17 protein-coding genes are annotated in these 18,175 nt (G+C 62.7%); 13 read left to right on the top strand and 4 right to left on the bottom strand.

The window, feature by feature from the left end:
• The first annotated feature begins 57 nt into the window (after positions 1-57).
• The 11 genes from ACM62G_RS06685 (at position 58) to ACM62G_RS06635 (ending at position 10,825) form a co-directional block, all read left to right on the top strand.
• Entirely contained in the window at positions 58-1,158 is a 1,101-nt protein-coding gene (locus ACM62G_RS06685; protein WP_054060156.1) for a hypothetical protein, read from the top strand.
• Between the two features lie 20 nt (positions 1,159-1,178).
• The gene (locus ACM62G_RS06680; protein ID WP_273825500.1) at positions 1,179-2,474 is read left to right on the top strand and encodes an ATP-grasp domain-containing protein; all 1,296 of its coding nucleotides are present in this window, start codon (positions 1,179-1,181) and stop codon (positions 2,472-2,474) included.
• A 68-nt stretch (positions 2,475-2,542) separates the two neighbouring features.
• Positions 2,543-3,034 (top strand): RidA family protein, encoded by a 492-nt coding sequence (locus tag ACM62G_RS06675; RefSeq protein ID WP_054060154.1) that lies wholly within the window; start codon positions 2,543-2,545, stop codon positions 3,032-3,034.
• 50 nt (positions 3,035-3,084) lie between these two features.
• Complete coding sequence (locus ACM62G_RS06670) at positions 3,085-3,570, top strand: cupin domain-containing protein (RefSeq protein ID WP_419736903.1); 486 nt, start codon at positions 3,085-3,087, stop codon at positions 3,568-3,570.
• Positions 3,571-3,961: 391 nt separating this feature from the next.
• Complete coding sequence (yfcF, locus tag ACM62G_RS06665) at positions 3,962-4,615, top strand: glutathione transferase (RefSeq protein WP_081009784.1); 654 nt, start codon at positions 3,962-3,964, stop codon at positions 4,613-4,615.
• Between the two features lie 247 nt (positions 4,616-4,862).
• Positions 4,863-6,209, top strand: a complete 1,347-nt coding sequence (locus ACM62G_RS06660) for a KamA family radical SAM protein (protein WP_419736902.1) — start codon at positions 4,863-4,865, stop codon at positions 6,207-6,209.
• A gap of 29 nt (positions 6,210-6,238) precedes the next feature.
• On the top strand, positions 6,239-7,303 hold the full coding sequence (locus tag ACM62G_RS06655) for an Ldh family oxidoreductase (RefSeq protein WP_239688068.1): 1,065 nt from the start codon (positions 6,239-6,241) through the stop codon (positions 7,301-7,303).
• Positions 7,300-8,181, top strand: coding sequence for a branched-chain amino acid aminotransferase (locus ACM62G_RS06650; protein ID WP_419736901.1), 882 nt, complete (start codon positions 7,300-7,302; stop codon positions 8,179-8,181). The genes ACM62G_RS06655 and ACM62G_RS06650 overlap by 4 nt, the downstream gene beginning before the upstream one ends.
• A 20-nt stretch (positions 8,182-8,201) precedes the next feature.
• Positions 8,202-8,951, top strand: a complete 750-nt coding sequence (locus ACM62G_RS06645) for a TauD/TfdA family dioxygenase (RefSeq protein WP_054060148.1) — start codon at positions 8,202-8,204, stop codon at positions 8,949-8,951.
• Between the two features lie 70 nt (positions 8,952-9,021).
• On the top strand, positions 9,022-9,990 hold the full coding sequence (locus ACM62G_RS06640) for a diiron oxygenase (RefSeq protein ID WP_419736900.1): 969 nt from the start codon (positions 9,022-9,024) through the stop codon (positions 9,988-9,990).
• A 13-nt stretch (positions 9,991-10,003) separates the two neighbouring features.
• Positions 10,004-10,825 carry an N-acyl homoserine lactonase family protein gene (locus ACM62G_RS06635; RefSeq protein WP_054060146.1) on the top strand — a complete coding sequence of 274 codons (822 nt, stop codon included), beginning with the start codon at positions 10,004-10,006 and terminating at the stop codon, positions 10,823-10,825.
• Positions 10,826-10,872: 47 nt separating this feature from the next.
• Here the strand turns inward: ACM62G_RS06635 and ACM62G_RS06630 are convergent, their stop codons facing one another.
• The gene (locus ACM62G_RS06630) at positions 10,873-12,306 is read right to left on the bottom strand and encodes a PLP-dependent aminotransferase family protein (protein WP_054060166.1); all 1,434 of its coding nucleotides are present in this window, start codon (positions 12,304-12,306) and stop codon (positions 10,873-10,875) included.
• A gap of 701 nt (positions 12,307-13,007) precedes the next feature.
• Here ACM62G_RS06630 and ACM62G_RS06625 point away from each other — a divergent pair.
• On the top strand, positions 13,008-14,633 hold the full coding sequence (locus ACM62G_RS06625) for a HAMP domain-containing methyl-accepting chemotaxis protein (protein WP_416771893.1): 1,626 nt from the start codon (positions 13,008-13,010) through the stop codon (positions 14,631-14,633).
• Here ACM62G_RS06625 and ACM62G_RS06620 read toward each other — a convergent pair.
• Both ACM62G_RS06620 and ACM62G_RS06615 read right to left on the bottom strand, forming a co-directional pair.
• Positions 14,598-15,209, bottom strand: a complete 612-nt coding sequence (locus tag ACM62G_RS06620) for a DedA family protein (protein ID WP_419736899.1) — start codon at positions 15,207-15,209, stop codon at positions 14,598-14,600. The genes ACM62G_RS06625 and ACM62G_RS06620 overlap by 36 nt on opposite strands.
• A gap of 121 nt (positions 15,210-15,330) precedes the next feature.
• A complete protein-coding gene (locus tag ACM62G_RS06615) occupies positions 15,331-16,179 on the bottom strand; it encodes an AraC family transcriptional regulator (RefSeq protein ID WP_054060143.1) in 849 nt (282 codons plus the stop codon).
• Positions 16,180-16,326: 147 nt separating this feature from the next.
• Between ACM62G_RS06615 and ACM62G_RS06610 the strand changes: the two genes are divergently transcribed.
• Positions 16,327-17,148, top strand: a complete 822-nt coding sequence (locus ACM62G_RS06610) for an alpha/beta fold hydrolase (protein WP_054060142.1) — start codon at positions 16,327-16,329, stop codon at positions 17,146-17,148.
• 24 nt (positions 17,149-17,172) lie between these two features.
• Here ACM62G_RS06610 and ACM62G_RS06605 read toward each other — a convergent pair whose 3' ends face one another.
• Positions 17,173-18,078: a LysR family transcriptional regulator gene (locus ACM62G_RS06605; RefSeq protein ID WP_054060141.1), complete on the bottom strand. Its 906-nt coding sequence runs from the start codon at positions 18,076-18,078 to the stop codon at positions 17,173-17,175.
• Positions 18,079-18,175: the final 97 nt, after the last annotated feature.

Genomic DNA, 18,175 nt, shown 5'->3' with positions numbered 1-18,175 from the left:
CGCTCTCTAGTATCGACGCCATCATCCAGTGCGTCGTTCTGATTGAAGAGGTTCTCCATGAGTGTTGAAACAACTGCCGGGATTGCCAAGCCGGCCGTTAACGTCCGTTTGTTCATCATTCGGATCATTACCGCGGTGTCGCTGTTCGCGGTACTGGGCAAGGCCAACGTCTGGCTCGACACCGCCACCAACAGTATCCTGGCGCTGGGCTATCGCGCGTTGCTGCTGCTGTTGCCGTTGACCCTGCTGCTGCTCGGCCGGCGCTCCCTCGGCGTCACCCTGCTGTGCGCCGGAGCGGGGCTGATCCTGCTGGCCTTGACCCGCAACCAGGGCATCGTCATGTTCGGCGCGGCCCTGTTCGCCTACGGGATCGCCATCGCCGGCTACCTGATCAAGAGCGAGGCGGCGCAGACCAAGGAAGGCGCGGCGTACAACCGCGTGGCCATGAACATGGGCAGCCTGATCGCCGGCCTGATCCTGCTGTCGCCGCAGTTGACCCCCACCCTGTTCTTTCTCGGCGCCGCCGGTTTCGTCCTGATGTGCCTGCCGGTCGCCATGGGCGCGAGCCTGCAGCTCCCGGTCATTTCCACCCCGGCGAAGAGCCAGGGCGGAGCCGGCTGGCTCGGCAAGCTGCCATGGGTGATCGCCGGGATCATCATGGGCATCAAGCTGTTCGGCGTGTTTTCGATCCTGCCCCAGGCGATCCTGCGGGAAACCGGCGAGTTACCCTCCTGGTATGGCCTGATGCTGATCCTCAACAGTGCCGTGGTGGTGTTCCTGCAGGTGCCGGTGATGCGTGTCATCGAGGCCACCGGCCGGTTCAAGGTGTTTACCGTGATCGGCATCATCTTCGCCGGCTTCCTCGTGCTTTCCTCGCCAGCGCTGTTCCATGTGCAGACCCTGGTCGGCGCGTTCATCTGGGTCACCCTGCTGTCCATCGCCGAGTGTGCGTTCAGCTACCTGGACTACTTCTCCGTGAAGCAGAACAGCATGTTCGCCAAGGAAGTCTCCCTGGGCGTCGGTGCCGGCGTGACCGTGCTGCTGATGCGGGCCCTGCCCGATCCCTACAACGCCTACGTGCTGGGGTTGATCGGTGCCCTGGGGATCCTGGCCTGGTACGGCCTCAACCGTAAACTCAACGCACCGCTGCATGACTGAGTTCGCAAGGGAGATCCGAGATGAGTGCAAAACCCTGTGTGATCGTGGTCGGCTATAACGGCAACCGCGTACGTGACATCGCCAAGCTGCGCCAGCTGTGCCAGTCGCTGTATCAGGCCAAGCTGATTCTGCTGGTGGAAAAGGTCCAGTTGGAAGACTACGAAGTGGCGGACTATGTCTGGACCACATCGCTGGCCGCCGAGCACCTGGATTCGGCCCTGAATGCAGTGTGTGGCTGCCTGGAGCTCGAACAGTGGAACCTGATCGGTGTCCTGCCGTTTTCCGATCGTGGGGTCCTGCTCGGTGCCGCCCTGGCCACGCGCCACGGCTTGCCGGGGATTACCCCCGACGAGGCCCGTGCCGGGCTGGACAAGGAAATCTTCCGCCAGCTGGAAGCTGCCGCGCCCAGCTCACCGACGAGTTATCAGCCGGTGTTTTCCTGCCGCGTCGAGCGACTGGAGGAGTTGCTTCAGCGCGTGCAGGCCCTGGGCGGCAAGGCCTTCATCAAGCCCGCCTGCGAGGGGGCCAGCCGCGGTTGCCGGGTCATTCACTCGCTGGAAGAATGTGCGCCGGCCTGGGCGGCGCTGGAGCCTTATCGCTCGGGCGGGATCATCGTCGAGGAGTTGGTGGAGGAGGCCCGCGAGTACAGTTGGGACTGCGTGGCGGGGCGTTCCTGGATCACCGAGAAAACCACCACCGAAGGCGCCTATCGTGCCGAGATCCAGCAGGTGGTCCCGGCGCCGCTGAGTGGCGACGCCCTGCTGGCCATCGCTGCCGCCGGCGAACATATGCGCCAACTGGTGTCGCTCCGCAATGGGGCTTACCACAACGAGGTGTTTTTCAAGGGCAATGGCCTGACCTCGGCCGTGGAAACCAACATGCGCCCCGGTGGCATGCACATCTGGGACCTGGCGCGTAAAGCCTTCGCCGCGTACAACCCCTGGGAAAGCTGGGTGCGCTGGGCGGTGGAAGGGCGGATGGAGGAGCAGCAGCCGACTGCGCAGGGCTATTGCGGCATCCGGCTGCTGAGTGCTCCGGCCCATGGTTCCCTGCACTATCTGCCGGATATCCGCGAGCTGGCGGCCGAGCTCGGTATCGAGGTGATCGAGGCGGTGTACAGCAAGGGCGTGGGCGAGCGCGTCTCGGCCCTGGTGACCGACAACACCTCGTTCATCGGTCACGTCATTCTCTTCAACAGCGATTATTCCAGGCTCAGCGAGCAACTGCTGCGGCTGGTCAGGGCCATCGAGTCGGCGATCGTGGTGTCACCGCTGGAGGTGGAATCTTCCGTTCGCCTTGAAGAGGCCCTGTCGTGAACCCCGCTGCCTCATGGCCTGAATCCTCTATCCCGGAGCTGGCCCAGCCACAGAAGGAAGTGATGTCGATGTCGTGTGATGAACGTTTTATCGCCATTGCCCAGGAACTGGGTTATGACATCTATGGTGAAAATACCGCTGGAGGGCACTACTCGCCAGCCTTGCGGCTGCATGACCAGGTGTTCGTCAGCGGGCTCGTGCCGATGATGAGCGGCAAGGTGATCCTCCCCGGTCGCGTCGGCGTCAACCTGACCCTGCAGGAGGCGCAGAAAGCTGCCGGCATCAGCGCCATGCGCGGGCTGGCATTGATTCTGCAAACCATTGGTTCGCTGGATCGCATAAAGTCCCTTGCGCGGGTGACGGTCTACGTCAAGTCGACGGAAGAGTTCCCCGATCTCAGTGAGGTCGCCAACGGTGCCTCGGATGTATTCCATCGAGTACTGGGGGATGCCGGCCGGCATACCCGGACGACGGTGGGGGTGTACCAACTGCCGAAGAATGCCGCGATCGAAGTCGATATCATTGCCGCGGTTAACGAAGGGGCTTTGCGCCAGCTATAAAATCAATGTCTGCGCGATGGGAACGTCTCGCCGCAAAAATGGAATGACACATGGACACCTTCAAGGGCAGCTTTTTCACCTATCAGGATTTTCGCGACAGCCTGCAGGGCGAGTCACCTCGACCGCAGGTGTGGAAGGGCACGGACCTGGCCAGCCTGCAACGCGAGATGCAACCAAGTGATACCGACATCGTCGCGCTGTCGAGCGAGTCGAGTATCGGCGGTTGCGAGATCCTGCCGGGCACCGTGATCTCGATGCAATGGCTGAACCCCGGCACCACCTTGAACCAGCATGCCCACACCTGGTGGCACCTGTTCATCATCCAGTCGGGCCAGGGCCAGCTGACCCTCGGCGATGCCCAGCCCGTGCCGATCGGCGGCGGTGACGTGATTGTTGTGCCGGCGTGGAACGCCCATGGATTCATCAACTGTTCCGCGCAGGAACCGTTGGTCATGCTCAATATCAGCAACATGCCGCAGGTGGCGGCGCTGTCGAACTTTGCCGATCAGAACGGCCGGATCGGCAAGACCGGGTAGGTAACCCTCTCCACCATTTTCCTTCATCGTTCTCCCAGGCAGGGAGCCAGCGTTCGCTGGCTCCCTGCCTGCGTTTGTGCCTGCCTTTTTCGTCGCTCGGCAGGCTGCCGGCGGTGTCCCCCTTCTCCCGGTCACTCTCTTGCATCGATATCTGCAAGCATTCTGTCATCCTGCGGTCATCTGTATCGATACAAACTGGCATTTTCTGTATCTATCGAAGCGTCATTCAGTTATTTACGATCCATTTCGTAGGCAGTGTCTCTGAGTTAATTCGAGTGATGGGCAATCAGCTGTACACCTGTACGCTGCCTGCTCGCCTGCCTGACGGTTTTTTCGGTCGAGCAATTCGGCTGAAAGTTCACATGTATATGGAAATGGAAGGGAATATCCTGTGGCTGAACAAAAATTAACTCTTCATGTCGGCGCCGATTTTGTCAGTGCTTTTGCCTTGTCGGCTTTTGTTGCACTGAAAGAAAAGGAACTTGCGTTTGATATCGTTACTGTCGATCTCAAGAAACGCGATAATTATCTGCCGGCCTATCGTGACCTGTCGCTGACCTGCAAGGTGCCGACCCTGGTGCACAACGGTTTCGCCCTGACCGAGTCGTCGGCCATCGCCGAGTATCTCGACGAGGCGTTTGCCGGCGCCGGCCATAAACAGGTTCTGCCCCGTGGTCTGCAGGAACGTGCCCGGGCCCGTCAACTGCAGGCCTGGCTGCGCAGCGACCTGCTGGTGATCCGCCAGGAGCGGCCGGCGGACCTGATCTACTTCGGCAAGCGCGATCAGCCCCTGTCCGACGCGGCAAAGGCCGCCGTAGAGCGCCTGTACCGGGTAGCAAGTACCTTCCTGGGCGACAGCGACGGCCATCTGTTCGGCGATTGGAGCATTGCCGATACCGACCTGGCGATCATGCTCAATCGCCTGCTGGCCAATGGTGACGAGATGCCCGAGCAACTGGCGGCCTATGTGCGTCGGCAATGGAGTCGCGCCAGTGTCCAGGCCTGGATCGGGCAGGAGCGCGTGGCGCCGTTGCCAGCGAACTGAACACGACCTGATCGATCCGTTGGGGACAATGATCGATCTTGCTCAATGCCGTGAAGATCCCAATAGGCACGAAGTTGCTGGCAGTGGTCAAAGACCTCTAATCAATAAAAACAAGTTGCCGCGTCATATGGCGCCAAGGGCAATGGGATTTGTTTTGTCTGTGATGGCTGGAGATATATCCGGCAAATCTGTCTGGTTCAAATTGATACATAGCTGAACTCATAACAGAATCTTCAGGAGCGCTGTCATGCAGGGACTGTCCGAACCGCAAAAGTATAAACCTTATAATTCAAGAACTATTCGCGATACGGTGTATTGGCAAAGACTGACTCCAGAATTGCAGGAAGCAATGACGGTCGTCTCCAAGGTCATGCCATTTCGCACCAACGATTATGTGCTCAGCACCCTGATCGACTGGAACAACATTCCGGATGATCCGATTTTCCGCATGACCTTTCCTCATCGCGACATGCTTCATCCCCATGAGTACGAGGCGCTCAAGGCCCTGATCGACGGTGATGACAGCGCGGCGGTCAAGCGCCAGGTGGAACAGGTGTGGCAGCGGATGAACCCGCATCCGGCAGGGCAACTGACCCACAACACCGTGACCCTGGACGGCAAGCCGTTGTCGGGTATCCAGCACAAGTATCGGGAAACCGTACTGTTCTTCCCCGGTGCCGGCCAGACCTGCCACGCCTATTGCACCTTCTGTTTCCGCTGGGCGCAGTTCATCGGCGAGGACGAACTCAAGTTCAACGCCCGCGAATCCCAGGAACTGGCGGCGTACCTGCGGGTGCATACCGAGGTGACGGACGTGCTGATCACCGGTGGTGACCCGCTGATCATGAACGCCCGTTCCCTGGCCGAGTACATCGAGCCGCTGCTGGCACCAGACATGGCGCACATCAGAAGTATCCGACTGGGCACCAAGTCGGTGGCCTACTGGCCGCAGCGCTTTGTCACGGACAAGGATGCCGACGCGCTGATCGACCTGTTCAAGCGGGTGGTGGCCAGTGGCAAGAACCTGTCGGTGATGGGGCACTACAACCATCCGGTGGAGATCCGACAGGACATGGCCCGTCAGGCCATCCAGCGGATCCGTTCGTCCGGCGCGACTCTGCGGATCCAGGCACCGCTGATTCGCCACATCAACGAAGACCCGGCCGACTGGGCGGCACTGTGGACCGAGGGGGTTCGCCTGGGCGCCATTCCCTACTACTTCTTCGTCGAGCGTGATACCGGCCCCAGCCACTACTTCGCGATGCCGCTGTATCGCGCCTTCGAGATCTACCAGTCGGCCTATCGCACGGTCTCCGGTCTGGCGCGCACGGTACGCGGGCCGTCGATGAGCACCTTCTACGGCAAGGTGGTGATCAACGGGATCGAGACCGTCGCGGGTGAGAAAGTCTTCGTCCTGCAGTTTCTCCAGGCCCGCAACCCGCAGTGGGTATTGCGCACCTTCTACGCCAAGTTCGACCCGCAGGCGACCTGGTTCGACGAACTGGTCCCGGCCTTCGGCGAAGAGTTCTTCTTCTTCCAGAACGACAGTGCCGCGCCACCGAAACTGATTCCCGTCGCGCTGGAAGCCGTTTGATCCCAAACCTATTCGATGGAATGAACACCATGATCTATCTGAATCCGCACACTGCCCGCCAGGTCTGTGCACAGGCGGTCAAGCGCCGTGGCGTGTCGACGGAGCACGCCAACTGGTTCGCCAATGCCCTGGTGGACACTTCGCTGATGGGTGTCGACACCCATGGCCTGCGCCTGTTCCCGCTGTACCTGCGGGAACTGGACGAAGGCCGCAGCCATGCGATCCCGAACATCCAGGTGCAACGACGCAATGGTAACGTGATCATTCTCGATGCAGACCAGGCGCTGGGCACCGTGGCCGGCATGTATGCCGCCAAGCTGGCCGTGCAGGAGGCCCGCAGCAGTGGCATCGCCGCGGTGGGCGTCGGCAATTCCAACCACTTCGGCGCGGCGTCGGTCTACGGGCTGGAGATCGCCAACAGCGGCATGATCGGTATCGTCACCACCAGCGCTGCCGCGCGCATGGCACCGTTCAAGGGCAAGCAGCCAATGTTCGGTACCAACCCGATCTGCTTCACCGCACCGGCGGACGGACAACCCTTCGTGCTCGACATGGCAACCAGCCAGATCTCCTATTCCCAGGTCAAGCACTACCGCAAGCTGGGTCTGTCGCTGCCGCTGGGATGGGCGCTGGACAAGGACGGCAATGACACCGCCGAGCCCGATGAAGTGGTCTCCCTGTCGCCCCTGGGCGGCTACAAGGGTCAGGGCCTGGCGATGATGGTGCAGGTGCTCAGTTGCCTGCTGACCGGCATGCCACTGGATCACCAGCTGGATCATCTGGATACCGGCTCCTTCAGCAAGGGACGTCAGATCGGTCACTTCATGATCGCACTGGATATCTCCGCCTTCACTGACCTGCGCAGCTTCCAGGCCAGCCTTGCCGGCTTGATGGAAACCATCCGCTCGACTCCGGCCCAGGCCGGCGAGCGTGTCCACGTGGCCGGTGATCCCCAGGCCCACACCCGGCGCAATCGTCTGATTGCCGGGATCCCTGCCTCCCAGGAGGAGGCGAGCGCATTGATGGCCGAGGCTCGGCTGTGTGGGCTGGAAGTGACCAGCGTCCTGATGAACACCGCGGAGGTGACGGTATGAGTGGCCCGGCAGCGATTCCTTTCGATCAACGCGATGGCTATATCTGGCTCGACGGCGAGTTCGTCGAGTGGAAGGCCGCGAAGATCCATGTGCTCACCCATGGGCTGCACTACGCCAGTACGGTCTACGAGGGCGAGCGCGTCTATGGCGGCAAGATTTTCCAGCTGCGGGCGCACTCCGAGCGCTTGTATCGCTCCGCGCAATTGATGGACTTCACCATTCCCTATGATCTGCAGACGCTGGAGGAGGCCAGTCATGCCCTGCTCGAACGCAACGGCGTGACCGATGGCTACCTGCGTCCGGTGGCCTGGCGCGGCAGTGAAATGATCTCGACGTCGGCCCGTTTCAACCGCGTGCACCTGGCGATTGCCTGCTGGCAGTGGCCGAGTTACTTCGACCCGGCGGCACGCATGGCCGGGATCAGGCTCAAGACGGCGCTCTGGCGGCGTCCGCCACCGAGCAGCAGCCCGTTCGAGGCCAAGGCCTCGGGGCAGTACATGATCGCGACCCTGAGCAAGCACGATGCCGAGAACAGCGGCTACCACGACGCGTTGATGCTCGACTGGCGCGGGCATGTGGCCGAGGCCACCAGTGCGAATATCTTCTTCGTCAGGGGGCGGCAACTGCATACCCCGGTGCCGGACTGCTTCCTCAACGGCATCACCCGCCAGACGGTGACCCGCCTGGCACGTGAACTGGACTACGAAGTGATCGAGCGCACGCTGTTGCCACAGGAACTGGGTGACTTCGAGGAGTGCTTCCTGACCGGAACCGCCGCCGAGATCACTCCGGTACGCAGCATCGACGAGCATCAGTACCAGCCCGGGCAGGCCTGTCGCGATCTGATCGCCGCCTACTCCGCCGCCGTCATCGCCTGATTCAGAAAAGGACTTTCGCCATGTTGGAAGAAATCGCTGCAAGCGTGGTTCCGCAACGCGCCTTGAGCCATCACCACCGTGAACTCGCCGAGCAGGGCTGGACCCTGCTGCAGCCCGAGGAACTGAGTGCCGATCTGTACGAGACGCTGGCACCGTTCGGCCGGGTGATCCCGCAGTTCAATGGCCTGTACACCTTCGAGGTGACCCTGAAGCCGGGCTTCGACGACCTGCCGTACTCCCAGAGCATGAACGGCATCGGTCCGCATACCGAAGCGCCGGTCTACGATCCGCCGCCGCGCTACCTGGTACTGCACTGTCACCACCAGGCGACCTGTGGTGGCGGGCATACGCAACTGGCCGATGGCCTGGCGTTTCTCAAGACGCTGCCTGCCGACCTGAAGGACTGGATCGAGCGCAACCCGGTGGCCTTCAACGCCACCGCCAAGCCCGGGGAGACGACCCGGCGGGTGCTCGAAGAGTACATCTTCAGGGAAAACGCCGAGGGCGACATCTTTCGCTTCAGCTACAACCAGTTCCATTACGGCGACGTGAATCCGTCCCGCGACGATCTGAGCGCTCCCGAGGGCCGCAACAGTGGTACGCCTCTGGGTCGAATCGCCGCATTGGGCGAGCAGTTCTTCCTGGAGCACTGCACGCCGTTGCTGATTCCCGATGGTTGCGTGCTGATCTGGGACAACTGGCGCCTGATGCATGCGCGCAGCCAGTACCGCGATCCCAAGCGGCACCTGACCCGCTACTGGCTCGCCTGAGCTCGGCAGCCCCCGCGATTTCCCTTTTTCCCGCGCACGGACCCCGTGCGCGTTCTATAGGTATCACGTCATGCAACAAGCCATCGTCATCGCCAAGGTCGACCACAAGCTGGTCGTGCAACTCAACAAGGCCTGGACCAAGCGCGCAACGGTCTGCGCCGGCGACAAGTTTCCGCTGACCGAGGAGTTCGACCCGAGCAAGCCGGATTATCCGATTGCCATGGTCCCGTTCTACCATCATCCCAAATTCCAGGCGCTGGACGAGGAACTCAAAAGTGCCGTCCTGACCTGGGGCTGGATCGGCTACAACCTGCGTACCGTCACGGCCGAGGAGTGCGTGGTCAACCCGGCCCTGAGCGTCATCGCCAACCAGTATCTGGGCAAGGATGACTGGCACTTTCGCGAAGCCATGCAGCAGACCCTGATCGACGAGCACTATCACACCCTGATGCACCTGCGGGCGATTCAGCGCAGCAAGGCCGATCGCAAGCTGGAACGGGATCTGGACCTGCCACCCTCGGTGACCTACCTGCGTTTGCAGGCCCTGTGCGCGCAACTGCCCCATGCCTGGCAGCGGGACCTGGCCGCGATCACCTTTGCGGTGGTCGCCGAGATCAGCGTCAATGCCTACCTGGACATGCTGGCCGATGACCAGAGCATCCAGCCGCAGAACCGCCGTGTCGCCGAGTTGCACAACCGTGACGAGTACGCCCACAGCAAGGTGCTGGCCGAAGTGGCGAAGGTGATGTACGAGCACATGGACGCCGAGAAGCGCCGTTTCTTCGTGCAGACACTGCCGCAGGCGCTGCACGCGTTCGTCGCCCAGGACTATTCGATGTGGGAGGCGATCCTGACGCAGCTCGGCGTGGCCGATGTCGACGTCATCATCGGCGACACCCGCGAAGCCAGCCGTGGCAGCGCGATCATGCGCGACTACAGCGGCCTGTATCGTCTGGCCGAGGACCTGGGGATCACCGCGCAGATGAACTTCGATTTCAGTTCGACCGTCAAGGCGGCGCCTGCCGCGCAACCGGCCTGAGGAGAGTGCCCGCATGTCGAATCCAGCGCTGTCTCCGGTCTATGAGGTGTTTGCCATTCGTGTCGGGGCGAACTCCCAGCGTACCGCCAGGGAGAACTTTCTCTACGATGCCTGCTGCGGCGATCCCAATGCGCCGATGCCGCTCGACTATTACTTCTGGGTGATTCGCAACGATCGGCACGTGGTGGTCGTGGACACCTGCTTCCAGCCGGCCACCGCGGATCGTCGCAACCGCGAGATGTACCGTTTGCCGCAGGAGTCGCTGCAGCGGTTGGGAATCGATCCGGCCGAGGTCGAGACCCTGATCCTGACGCACCTGCATTGGGACCATGCCGGCAACCTGGGCCTGTTTCCCAAGGCCACCATCCACTTGCAGGAGGAGGAACTGCGGTTCTGCACCGGGCCGAAGATGAGCCATCGGGCGATCAGCAAGACCTACGAGGTGGATGACGTGATGTCGGCGATCCCGCCACTGTTCGAAGGGCGCCTGCGCCTGCACCACGGCACCGCGGAGATCGTTCCGGGGGTAACGATTCACGCGGTGGGCGGGCACACGCCGGGCAGCCAGGTGGTCCGTGTGCCGACCCGGCGTGGGTGGGTGGTGCTGGCCTCGGATTCGGCGCACCTGTGGGCCAATATCCGCCTGCGCAGCCCGTTCCCGATTCTCGATGACATGGCCCAGACCCTCGAGGCCTTTGCCACCATCGACTCGTTGGTGGATGGCGAGGATCACGTCATTCCGGGGCATGATCCGCAGGTGGCCCAGCGTTTCCCGCGCTGGCAGGGCGACCCGCACATCATCTGCCTGCACGAGCATCCGCTGGATCGGGTGTAGCGATCAGGGGGAAGCTCCATCGGCAGGCTTCCCCCTGCATCGGCGTTTCAGCCCTGGCGCGCAATCAATCGCCCGAGGGTCTGCACCGCGTTTTCGATACGTGGCGAGTAGGGCGTTCCACAACCGATGCGGATGAAGTGATCGAAGCTGCGCGAGTTGGAAAAGATCATCCCTGGCGAGATGTAGATACCTTGCCGCAACGCCTGGTGAAACAGCTCCAGCGATGAATGCCCCCGGGGCAGTTCCACCCAGAGCAGGGTTCCGCCCTTGGGACTGGTGATGCGCGTACCTTCCGGAAAGTGCTGCAGGATCGCGGCGCTCATCTGCTTTCTCTGTTCCGTCAGCTGCCCGCGCAGCCTGCGCAGGTAGCGCTCGTAGGACGGTGTCTTCATGAAGGCGTCGACCGCCAGTTGCGGCAGCATTTCGCAGTTGCGCGACTGGGTGTGCTTGAGCATTTCGACCCGGTCGTGCCATTTCCCCGCAGCGATCCAGCCCAGCCGCAGGCCCGGGGCGAGCGTCTTGTTCAGGGAGGCGCAGTAGATCAGGTTGCCGTGGCGGTCCCAGCTTTTCAGGGCGGATAGCGGCTGTTCGGTATCGGCCAGATCCGAGTAGGTGTCATCCTCGATCAGTACCGTGTCGTAGTCCGCGCACAGTTGCACCAGCAGCGCCTTGTGCGCATCGGGCATCACACTGCCCAGGGGATTGTGCAGGTTGGGGATGACGATCAGCGCCTTGATCCGCTCCGGGCCCTGGAGCAGCTGCTCCAGGGCGAACAGGTTGATGCCGGTCTTGGGCTGGGTCGGCACTTCCAGCACCCGCAGATTCAGGCTTTCGAGAATCTGCAGCAGGCCATAGAAGGTCGGTGACTCCACCGCCACGATGTCGCCCGGTTGCGTCACGGCGCGCAAGGCCAGGTTGATGGCCTCGGTGGCCCCGTTGGTTATGACGATCTTGTCGGCGGTGATGCTGATCTTCGAACCCAGCGCCCGCCGGGCCAGCAGATCGCGCAGCGGGCGCGCCCCACTGGCCGGCGAGGGGCTGCCGATCAGGTGCGGGTCCTGGCGCAAGGCCTTGACCATGTGATCCTGGAGCGTTTTCAGCGGATAGATCTGGGCGCCACAGTAGGCACTGGCGAGATTGACCTGGATCGAGGCCTGCTGGCTGGCCTTGACCACGGCGGAGACCTGCTCGTGGATACCGACGTAATGACTGGTATCCAGTGGCAGTATCGCTTCGTTGGCGGTCGAGATCGCCAGGGGCTTGGCGGGTTGGCGGATGAAGTTGCCGGAACGTGGGCGTGCCTCCAGCACGCCGTAGTCCTCCAATTGACGACAGACCTGGACGGCGGTGGAGAGGCTGATGGCATGTTTTTCCATCATCAGGCGAATGGATGGAAAACGTTCACCGGTCTTGAGTGTTCCGTTCTGGATCGCGTTGAGGTAGTGATTGGCGAGTTGGCGATAGAGGGGAGGCGAGTTCATATTGACCATCGAAATCGCATCACTGAAGTCGTGACTGTAAAGCGAATGACGTATTGCAGGCGGACCCGTGATGCTTGAGGGTGGGAGGGAGGTTCTTGGCACATAACCGTCGGGCATCCCCTGTCCATGGAGCGGCCCTCCTGTCAGGTATGCAGGGAGTCTCTGCTGGATTGCAGGGTGTTGCGCTCTCCAGGGTCTTTGCAAGTTCGCTGGCTATCCGGTGCGACGGTCTGCCTGTGCGCTGTTGAGCGCTTGCGGGGACGAGTGGCGATCGGCGGAAGCTTGCGGGGCCGGCGTGGGCTCGGTCGAGGTATGGCGAAAGGCTTACATGGGGACACCGAGATCTCCTCTGTCGGAGCTTGCTGCGGGGGCTTATTCTTTACCCACTGCTGCTACGCAAGGATGTGTACAGCGTCATGGAAGACAGACCCCAGGCCAGGATGGCCGACGACAGGAGTCGTGATGGTCGGCAAAGAACCCGCTTCGGCGGGTTTTTTGTGTCCGCTGGAAAAGTGAGGGTTCCTGTCCCGCTGTGCGAATTCTCCCTGATTGATTCTGGCCGCTCCTGTGCGAGCGGTACGGGTCCCTCTTTATTTAAAAGCCCCTTCAAGTTGTCGTATGACTTGCCGATAGCCTGCCAATCGTCGGCAGTCATGCCTGCGCTATTTCACTTCGCATCCTCCCCGGAAAAGGCCGCCGTCATGCTTCTTCGCCAAATGAATATCGCGCCGCGCGCAGCGCTCGGATTTGCCCTGATCGCGGTCCTCGTGGCCTTCCTCGGACTGTTTGCCCTGGAGAAGATGTCGAGTATCCGCGACAGTGAAGTGGCGGTGGAAACCCAATGGCTGCCGAGCATTCGCGGGGGTGACGAGATTCGCGAGCTCATGTTGCGCATCCGCACGATCTCCCTGCGCATGGCCCTGGACCCGGATCCGAAAAACGTCGCCACGTACCGCTCGCAGATGGACACACGCGACAGGGAACTGAGCGAAAAGATCGTCGCCTACGACAAGCTGGTGACCACACCGGAATCCCGTGAGTTGTATGACCAGTTCAAGTCGAGCTTCGCCACCTACCGTTCCGGTATCGCCCAATCGTTCACCCTGGCCGAACAGGGGCGACGCGATGAACTGATCAAGCTGTTGCTGGTGGACATGAAGACCGTGGTCGATGGTTCCGGCAAGCAGCTCAACGACCTGGCCGGCCTGTTCAGCAAGCGGGTCGAGGCCGAGAGCGTGAAGTCCGAGGCGCACTACAGCAATTCGCGGACCGTCGTCATCCTGTTCATCGTACTGGCGGCCCTGGCCACCGTGGCCCTGGCGATGCTGCTCACCCGCAGTATCGTCAAGCCGCTGGGCGAGGCGCTGAATGCCGCGCAGCATGTCGCCCGTGGCGACCTGAGCCAGAACATCGAGGCCCGTGGCAACGACGAGGTGACTCAACTGCTCGAGGCGCTGGCGACCATGCAGCAGACGCTGCGCAATACCCTGCAGGGTATCAGCGGCTCGTCGGTGCAACTGGCGACCGCCGCGGACGAGCTGAACGCGGTAACGCTTGGCAGCACCCGTGACCTGCAGCAGCAGAACAACGAAATCGAACAGGCGGCCACCGCCGTCAATGAAATGACCGCCGCGGTGGAAGAGGTGGCGCGCAATGCGGTGTCCACTTCCGAAGCCACGCGCGAGTCCAGCGAATCGGCCCGGTTGGGGCAGGAGCGTGTCAGCGAAACCGCCGAGGCGATCAACGCCCTGGCCGGCGAGGTGGAGCAGACCGGCGAACTGGTGCAGTCACTGGCTGTTCAGTCCCAGGACATCGGCAAGGTGCTCGATGTGATTCGGGCGATTGCCGAGCAGACCAACCTGCTGGCCCTCAACGCGGCCATCGAGGCGGCCCGGGCCGGTGAGAGCGGGCGCGGTTTTGCGGTAGTGGCCGACGAGGTCCGCGCCCTGGCCTACCGCACGCAGCAATCGACCCAGGAAATCGAGCAGATGGTGCAGGGCATGCGCAGCAGCTCGACCCAGGCCCTGGACTCGATGCAGGCCAGTTCCCGGCGTGCCGCCAGTACCCTGGTGCTGGCCGAGCGCGCGGGCGATGCCTTGAAGACCATCACCGCCTCGGTGAGCCAGATCCATGAGCGCAACCTGGTGATCGCCAGCGCCGCCGAGGAGCAGGCCCAGGTGGCCCGCGAGGTCGACCGCAACCTGGTGAATATCCGCGACCTGTCGTTGCGCTCGGCGGCCGGTGCCGACCAGACCAGCGCTTCCAGCCATGAGCTGGCGCAACTGGCCAACTCACTGCGCGCGATGGTCGGGCAGTTTCGCCTCTGACCGGCCCGCCTTGCGTCGGGCCCGATGACGGCGGAGCAGGGCGATACCGGCCATCAACAGCACCACGCCGATGGCGATGGGCAGGCGATAGGGCTTGAGGTTGCCGAACAACTCTTCGAGGAACTCGCCGGCCCAATAGCCACCCGAGGCGAACAGGGTGGCCCAGACCACCGCCCCGAACAGGTTGATCACACTGAAGCGCAGCGGCGACAGGCCGCTGGCGCCGATCACCAGCGGGCCGACCAGGCGCATGCCGTAGAGAAAACGTACGGAAAACACCGATGCCAGCGGGTAGCGCACGATCAGTCCGCTCACCCGTTCGATCGCCGTCTGCTGGCGGTGCAGGCGCGGCAGCAGGCGGGCACCGAAGAAGCGGCCGGCCCAGAACAGCAACTGGTCGCCGAGCATGCCGCCGAGGCTGGCCCAGAAGATTACCGTCCACAGTTGCAGGACCTGCTGATGCGCCGCCACCCCGCCGAGAATCAGGATGGTTTCGCCCTCCAGCAGGCAGCCGATGAAGATGGCCCAGTAGCCATAGGTGGCGAGCAGGTAGTTGAAGTCGATGTGTTCGAACATGAGTGTGGGTCGATCCGTCTATCGGTCTGTGGGCGGTTTTGCCTGCGCGCCGGCCTGCGGGCAGGCGATGCCCGTGTAGGGTCTGATCGGTTGGCGGGGCGAAAGTGCCCTGGCAACCGTCTCAAAGCGGCAGGACGGTGCCTTTGAGCTCGCTCGACTGGCGCCCCAGCCATTCCCTCGGGCTTTCGCCGATCTTGCGGCGAAAGGCCCGGGCCAATGCCGACGGGCTTTCGTAGCCGACCTCATCGGCGATCAGGGCGATCGGCCGACCTTCGCGCAGGCGTTTCTGGGCCAGGCTGACCCGCCAACTGAGTACGTAGTCCGCCGGCGTCTGGCCGACCACCTTGTGAAAGTGCGCGGCGAAACTGGCCCGCGACATGTTCGCTTCCCGGGCCAGTTCGGCGACGGTCCAGGGCCGCTCCGGATGGTTGTGCATCATGGTCATGGCCCGTGCCAGACGCAGGTCGGCCAGGCCGGACATCATTCCGGTGGTCATGCTGTGGTAGGCCATCATGTGCCGCAGGAACTGGATCACCATCAGTTCGAACAGACGGTTCATCACCGCTTCGCGCCCACAGTGTTCGGCGAAGGCTTCGCCGAACAGCCAGTCCAGCGTGCCCTCGATCATCGGCACGGCCTCGAGCGGCATCACGATGGTGTCGGACAGGGCCACGGACAGCGGGTTGTCGATTCCGCCATCGAAACGCAGCGAGGCGCAGACCAGCTCCGCCGCGTCGGCTTCGCTGGCGAGCAGCCGATGGGGCAGGGGGCGGGGAATGAGGATCAGGCTCGGCTCTTCGATACGGAGTGTCCTGCCGCCGGCCTCCAGGCTGAGCCTGCCGCTCTTGAGCAGATGCACATGGCCGCTGGGTTGCGCGGCGTCGATCGCGATCTGGCCCTGCAAGCGGCCGCTGTGAAAGGTATTGGCGGTGATGCCGAAGTGGCTGAGCAGTGTCGAGAGGCGGTCCATGGAGGGGGTTCCGTGGCAGGTTTTAGACGATCTGCCGTATATAATCGACAAAAAGGCGCCATTCGTAAACGTGTTTTCGCCATCATGGCTCCACGTTCACACCGCCGCTGTCGGCGGGCCAGTCACTTCAAACGAAAGGAATTACCGATGAAAACCTCCCGTCTTTCCACTGTCTCGAAACTGTTCGCTGCCGTTGCCCTGGCGGCCGGAGCACTGTCCCTGGGCTGGAGCGGCTCGGCCGCGGCCGCGCAACCGGCCGGGAAGGCAACCGTGGTGCTGGTGCATGGTGCCTTCGCCGAGTCGTCCAGCTGGAACGGGGTGATCGCCCGCCTGCAGGCCAAGGGGTACCCGGTGGTCGCTGTCGCCAACCCGCTGCACAGCGTGAAGAGTGATTCCGACTATGTGGCCGATATCGTCGAACACACGCCGGGGCCGGTGATCCTGGTGGGGCATTCCTACGGCGGCGCGGTCATTTCCAACGCGGTCCACGGGCAGTCCAACGTCAAGGCACTGGTCTACGTCGCGGCCTTCGCTCCGGAAAAGGGCGAGACCGCCATCGAGCTGTCCGGTCGCTTCCCGGGCGGTACCCTGGGCCCGACCCTGGCACCACCGGTCCAGTTGAAGAATGGCACCGTCGACCTGTTCATCCAGCAGGACAAGTTCCCGGCGCAGTTCGCCGCCGATGTACCGGCGAAAGAGGCGGCGCTGATGGCGGCGACCCAGCGGCCGATCGCCGAGGCGGCGTTGAAGGAAGCTTCCGGCGAGCCGGCCTGGAAGACTTTGCCGTCCTGGTTCATCTACGGCTCGGCGGACAAGAACATCCCCGAGGCGGCGCTGAAGTTCATGGCTGACCGGGCCGGTTCCCGGGAGACCGTGGACATCAAGGGCGCGTCCCATGTGGTGATGGTCTCCCATCCGGACAAGGTGGCGGCGATCATCGAGGATGCGGCCAAGGCCACCGCCAGGTAAGCCTGCGCGGGAATGGGTGAAGCCTCAGGGCTTTGCCCATTTCTCCAGGGCGAACTCGACGAAGCTGCGCAGCTTGGGCAGGCGATAGCGGTCCTGGGCGTACAGCAGGTTCATCGGCCGCGATGGCAGCTTGTAGTCCGCCAGCAGTGGCACCAGCCGCCCTTCGCGCAGATCGTCGCGCAGCAGGGCATCCGGCACCATCACGATGCCCATGCCGGCCAGTGCCGCCTGGTACAGCGCCGAGGAACTGTTGATGGTCATCGGGCCGCTGACCGGCACCTGTATCTCCCCCTCCGGGCCGCTCAGGCTCCACTGTTTTTCCACCATCCGCCAGTCGTCTCCCGCCGGGTAGGCGAAGGCCAGGCAGTCGTGATGCTCCAGATCCTGGGGAACCTTGGGTGTGCCGCGTCGCTCGAGGTAGTCGGGTGAGGCGCAGACCGTCAGCGCATAGTTTTCCAGTGGCCGGGCAATCAGCGCCGAAGGTTCGGGAACACCCAGGCGGATCGCCACGTCGAAACCGCTGTCGATCAGGTCTTCGCGCTGGTTGCTGAGCATCACATCGAGCTTGATCCGTGGATAGCGCCGCACGAACTCGCTCAGTGCCGGAGCCAGGCGCTCGGAACCGAAAGTCAGCGGCGCGGTGATCCGCAGGGTACCGCTCGGTTCGCCCTGTACCTGTTCCGCCAGGCGTTCGGAGTCGGCCACCAGGCCCAGTACCTCCAGGCAGCGCTGGTAATAGGTTGCACCGAACTCGGTCAGGCGCTGGCGACGGGTGGTGCGGTTGAGCAGGCTGACACCCAGGCGCTGTTCCAGCGAACGCAGGTGGTTGCCCACCATGGTGGTGGAGATACCGCATTCCAGGGCGGCGGCGGTCATGCTGCCGCTTTCCACCACCTTTACGTACACCTGCATGGCCTGGAACAGATCCATTATCAATTCCTGCTTCAAAATGAATGAAGTTTTGCAGAGTTTATCCAGCTCAGGTGGCTAACGATACTGCCCGCACCACCTCATTGCCTGGAGCCCG

Origin of the sequence: Pseudomonas sp. COR18 (assembly GCF_048568395.1) — a bacterium.
GTDB lineage: Bacteria > Pseudomonadota > Gammaproteobacteria > Pseudomonadales > Pseudomonadaceae > Aquipseudomonas > Aquipseudomonas fuscovaginae_B.
This window is presented reverse-complemented; position numbering and strand designations above follow the sequence as displayed.

Bases quoted from the DNA above. Each gene is read 5' to 3' on its own strand.
- ACM62G_RS06645 (WP_054060148.1), top strand. From the start codon at position 8,202: ATGTTGGAAGAAATCGCTGCAAGCGTGGTTCCGCAACGCGCCTTGAGC.
- ACM62G_RS06635 (WP_054060146.1), top strand. From the start codon at position 10,004: ATGTCGAATCCAGCGCTGTCTCCGGTCTATGAGGTGTTTGCCATTCGT.
- ACM62G_RS06680 (WP_273825500.1), top strand. From the start codon at position 1,179: ATGAGTGCAAAACCCTGTGTGATCGTGGTCGGCTATAACGGCAACCGC.
- ACM62G_RS06615 (WP_054060143.1), bottom strand. From the start codon at position 16,179: ATGGACCGCCTCTCGACACTGCTCAGCCACTTCGGCATCACCGCCAAT.
- ACM62G_RS06610 (WP_054060142.1), top strand. From the start codon at position 16,327: ATGAAAACCTCCCGTCTTTCCACTGTCTCGAAACTGTTCGCTGCCGTT.
- ACM62G_RS06605 (WP_054060141.1), bottom strand. From the start codon at position 18,078: ATGGATCTGTTCCAGGCCATGCAGGTGTACGTAAAGGTGGTGGAAAGC.
- ACM62G_RS06675 (WP_054060154.1), top strand. From the start codon at position 2,543: ATGTCGTGTGATGAACGTTTTATCGCCATTGCCCAGGAACTGGGTTAT.
- ACM62G_RS06670 (WP_419736903.1), top strand. From the start codon at position 3,085: ATGGACACCTTCAAGGGCAGCTTTTTCACCTATCAGGATTTTCGCGAC.
- ACM62G_RS06625 (WP_416771893.1), top strand. From the start codon at position 13,008: ATGCTTCTTCGCCAAATGAATATCGCGCCGCGCGCAGCGCTCGGATTT.
- ACM62G_RS06620 (WP_419736899.1), bottom strand. From the start codon at position 15,209: ATGTTCGAACACATCGACTTCAACTACCTGCTCGCCACCTATGGCTAC.
- ACM62G_RS06660 (WP_419736902.1), top strand. From the start codon at position 4,863: ATGCAGGGACTGTCCGAACCGCAAAAGTATAAACCTTATAATTCAAGA.
- ACM62G_RS06640 (WP_419736900.1), top strand. From the start codon at position 9,022: ATGCAACAAGCCATCGTCATCGCCAAGGTCGACCACAAGCTGGTCGTG.
- ACM62G_RS06650 (WP_419736901.1), top strand. From the start codon at position 7,300: ATGAGTGGCCCGGCAGCGATTCCTTTCGATCAACGCGATGGCTATATC.
- ACM62G_RS06655 (WP_239688068.1), top strand. From the start codon at position 6,239: ATGATCTATCTGAATCCGCACACTGCCCGCCAGGTCTGTGCACAGGCG.
- ACM62G_RS06685 (WP_054060156.1), top strand. From the start codon at position 58: ATGAGTGTTGAAACAACTGCCGGGATTGCCAAGCCGGCCGTTAACGTC.
- ACM62G_RS06630 (WP_054060166.1), bottom strand. From the start codon at position 12,306: ATGAACTCGCCTCCCCTCTATCGCCAACTCGCCAATCACTACCTCAAC.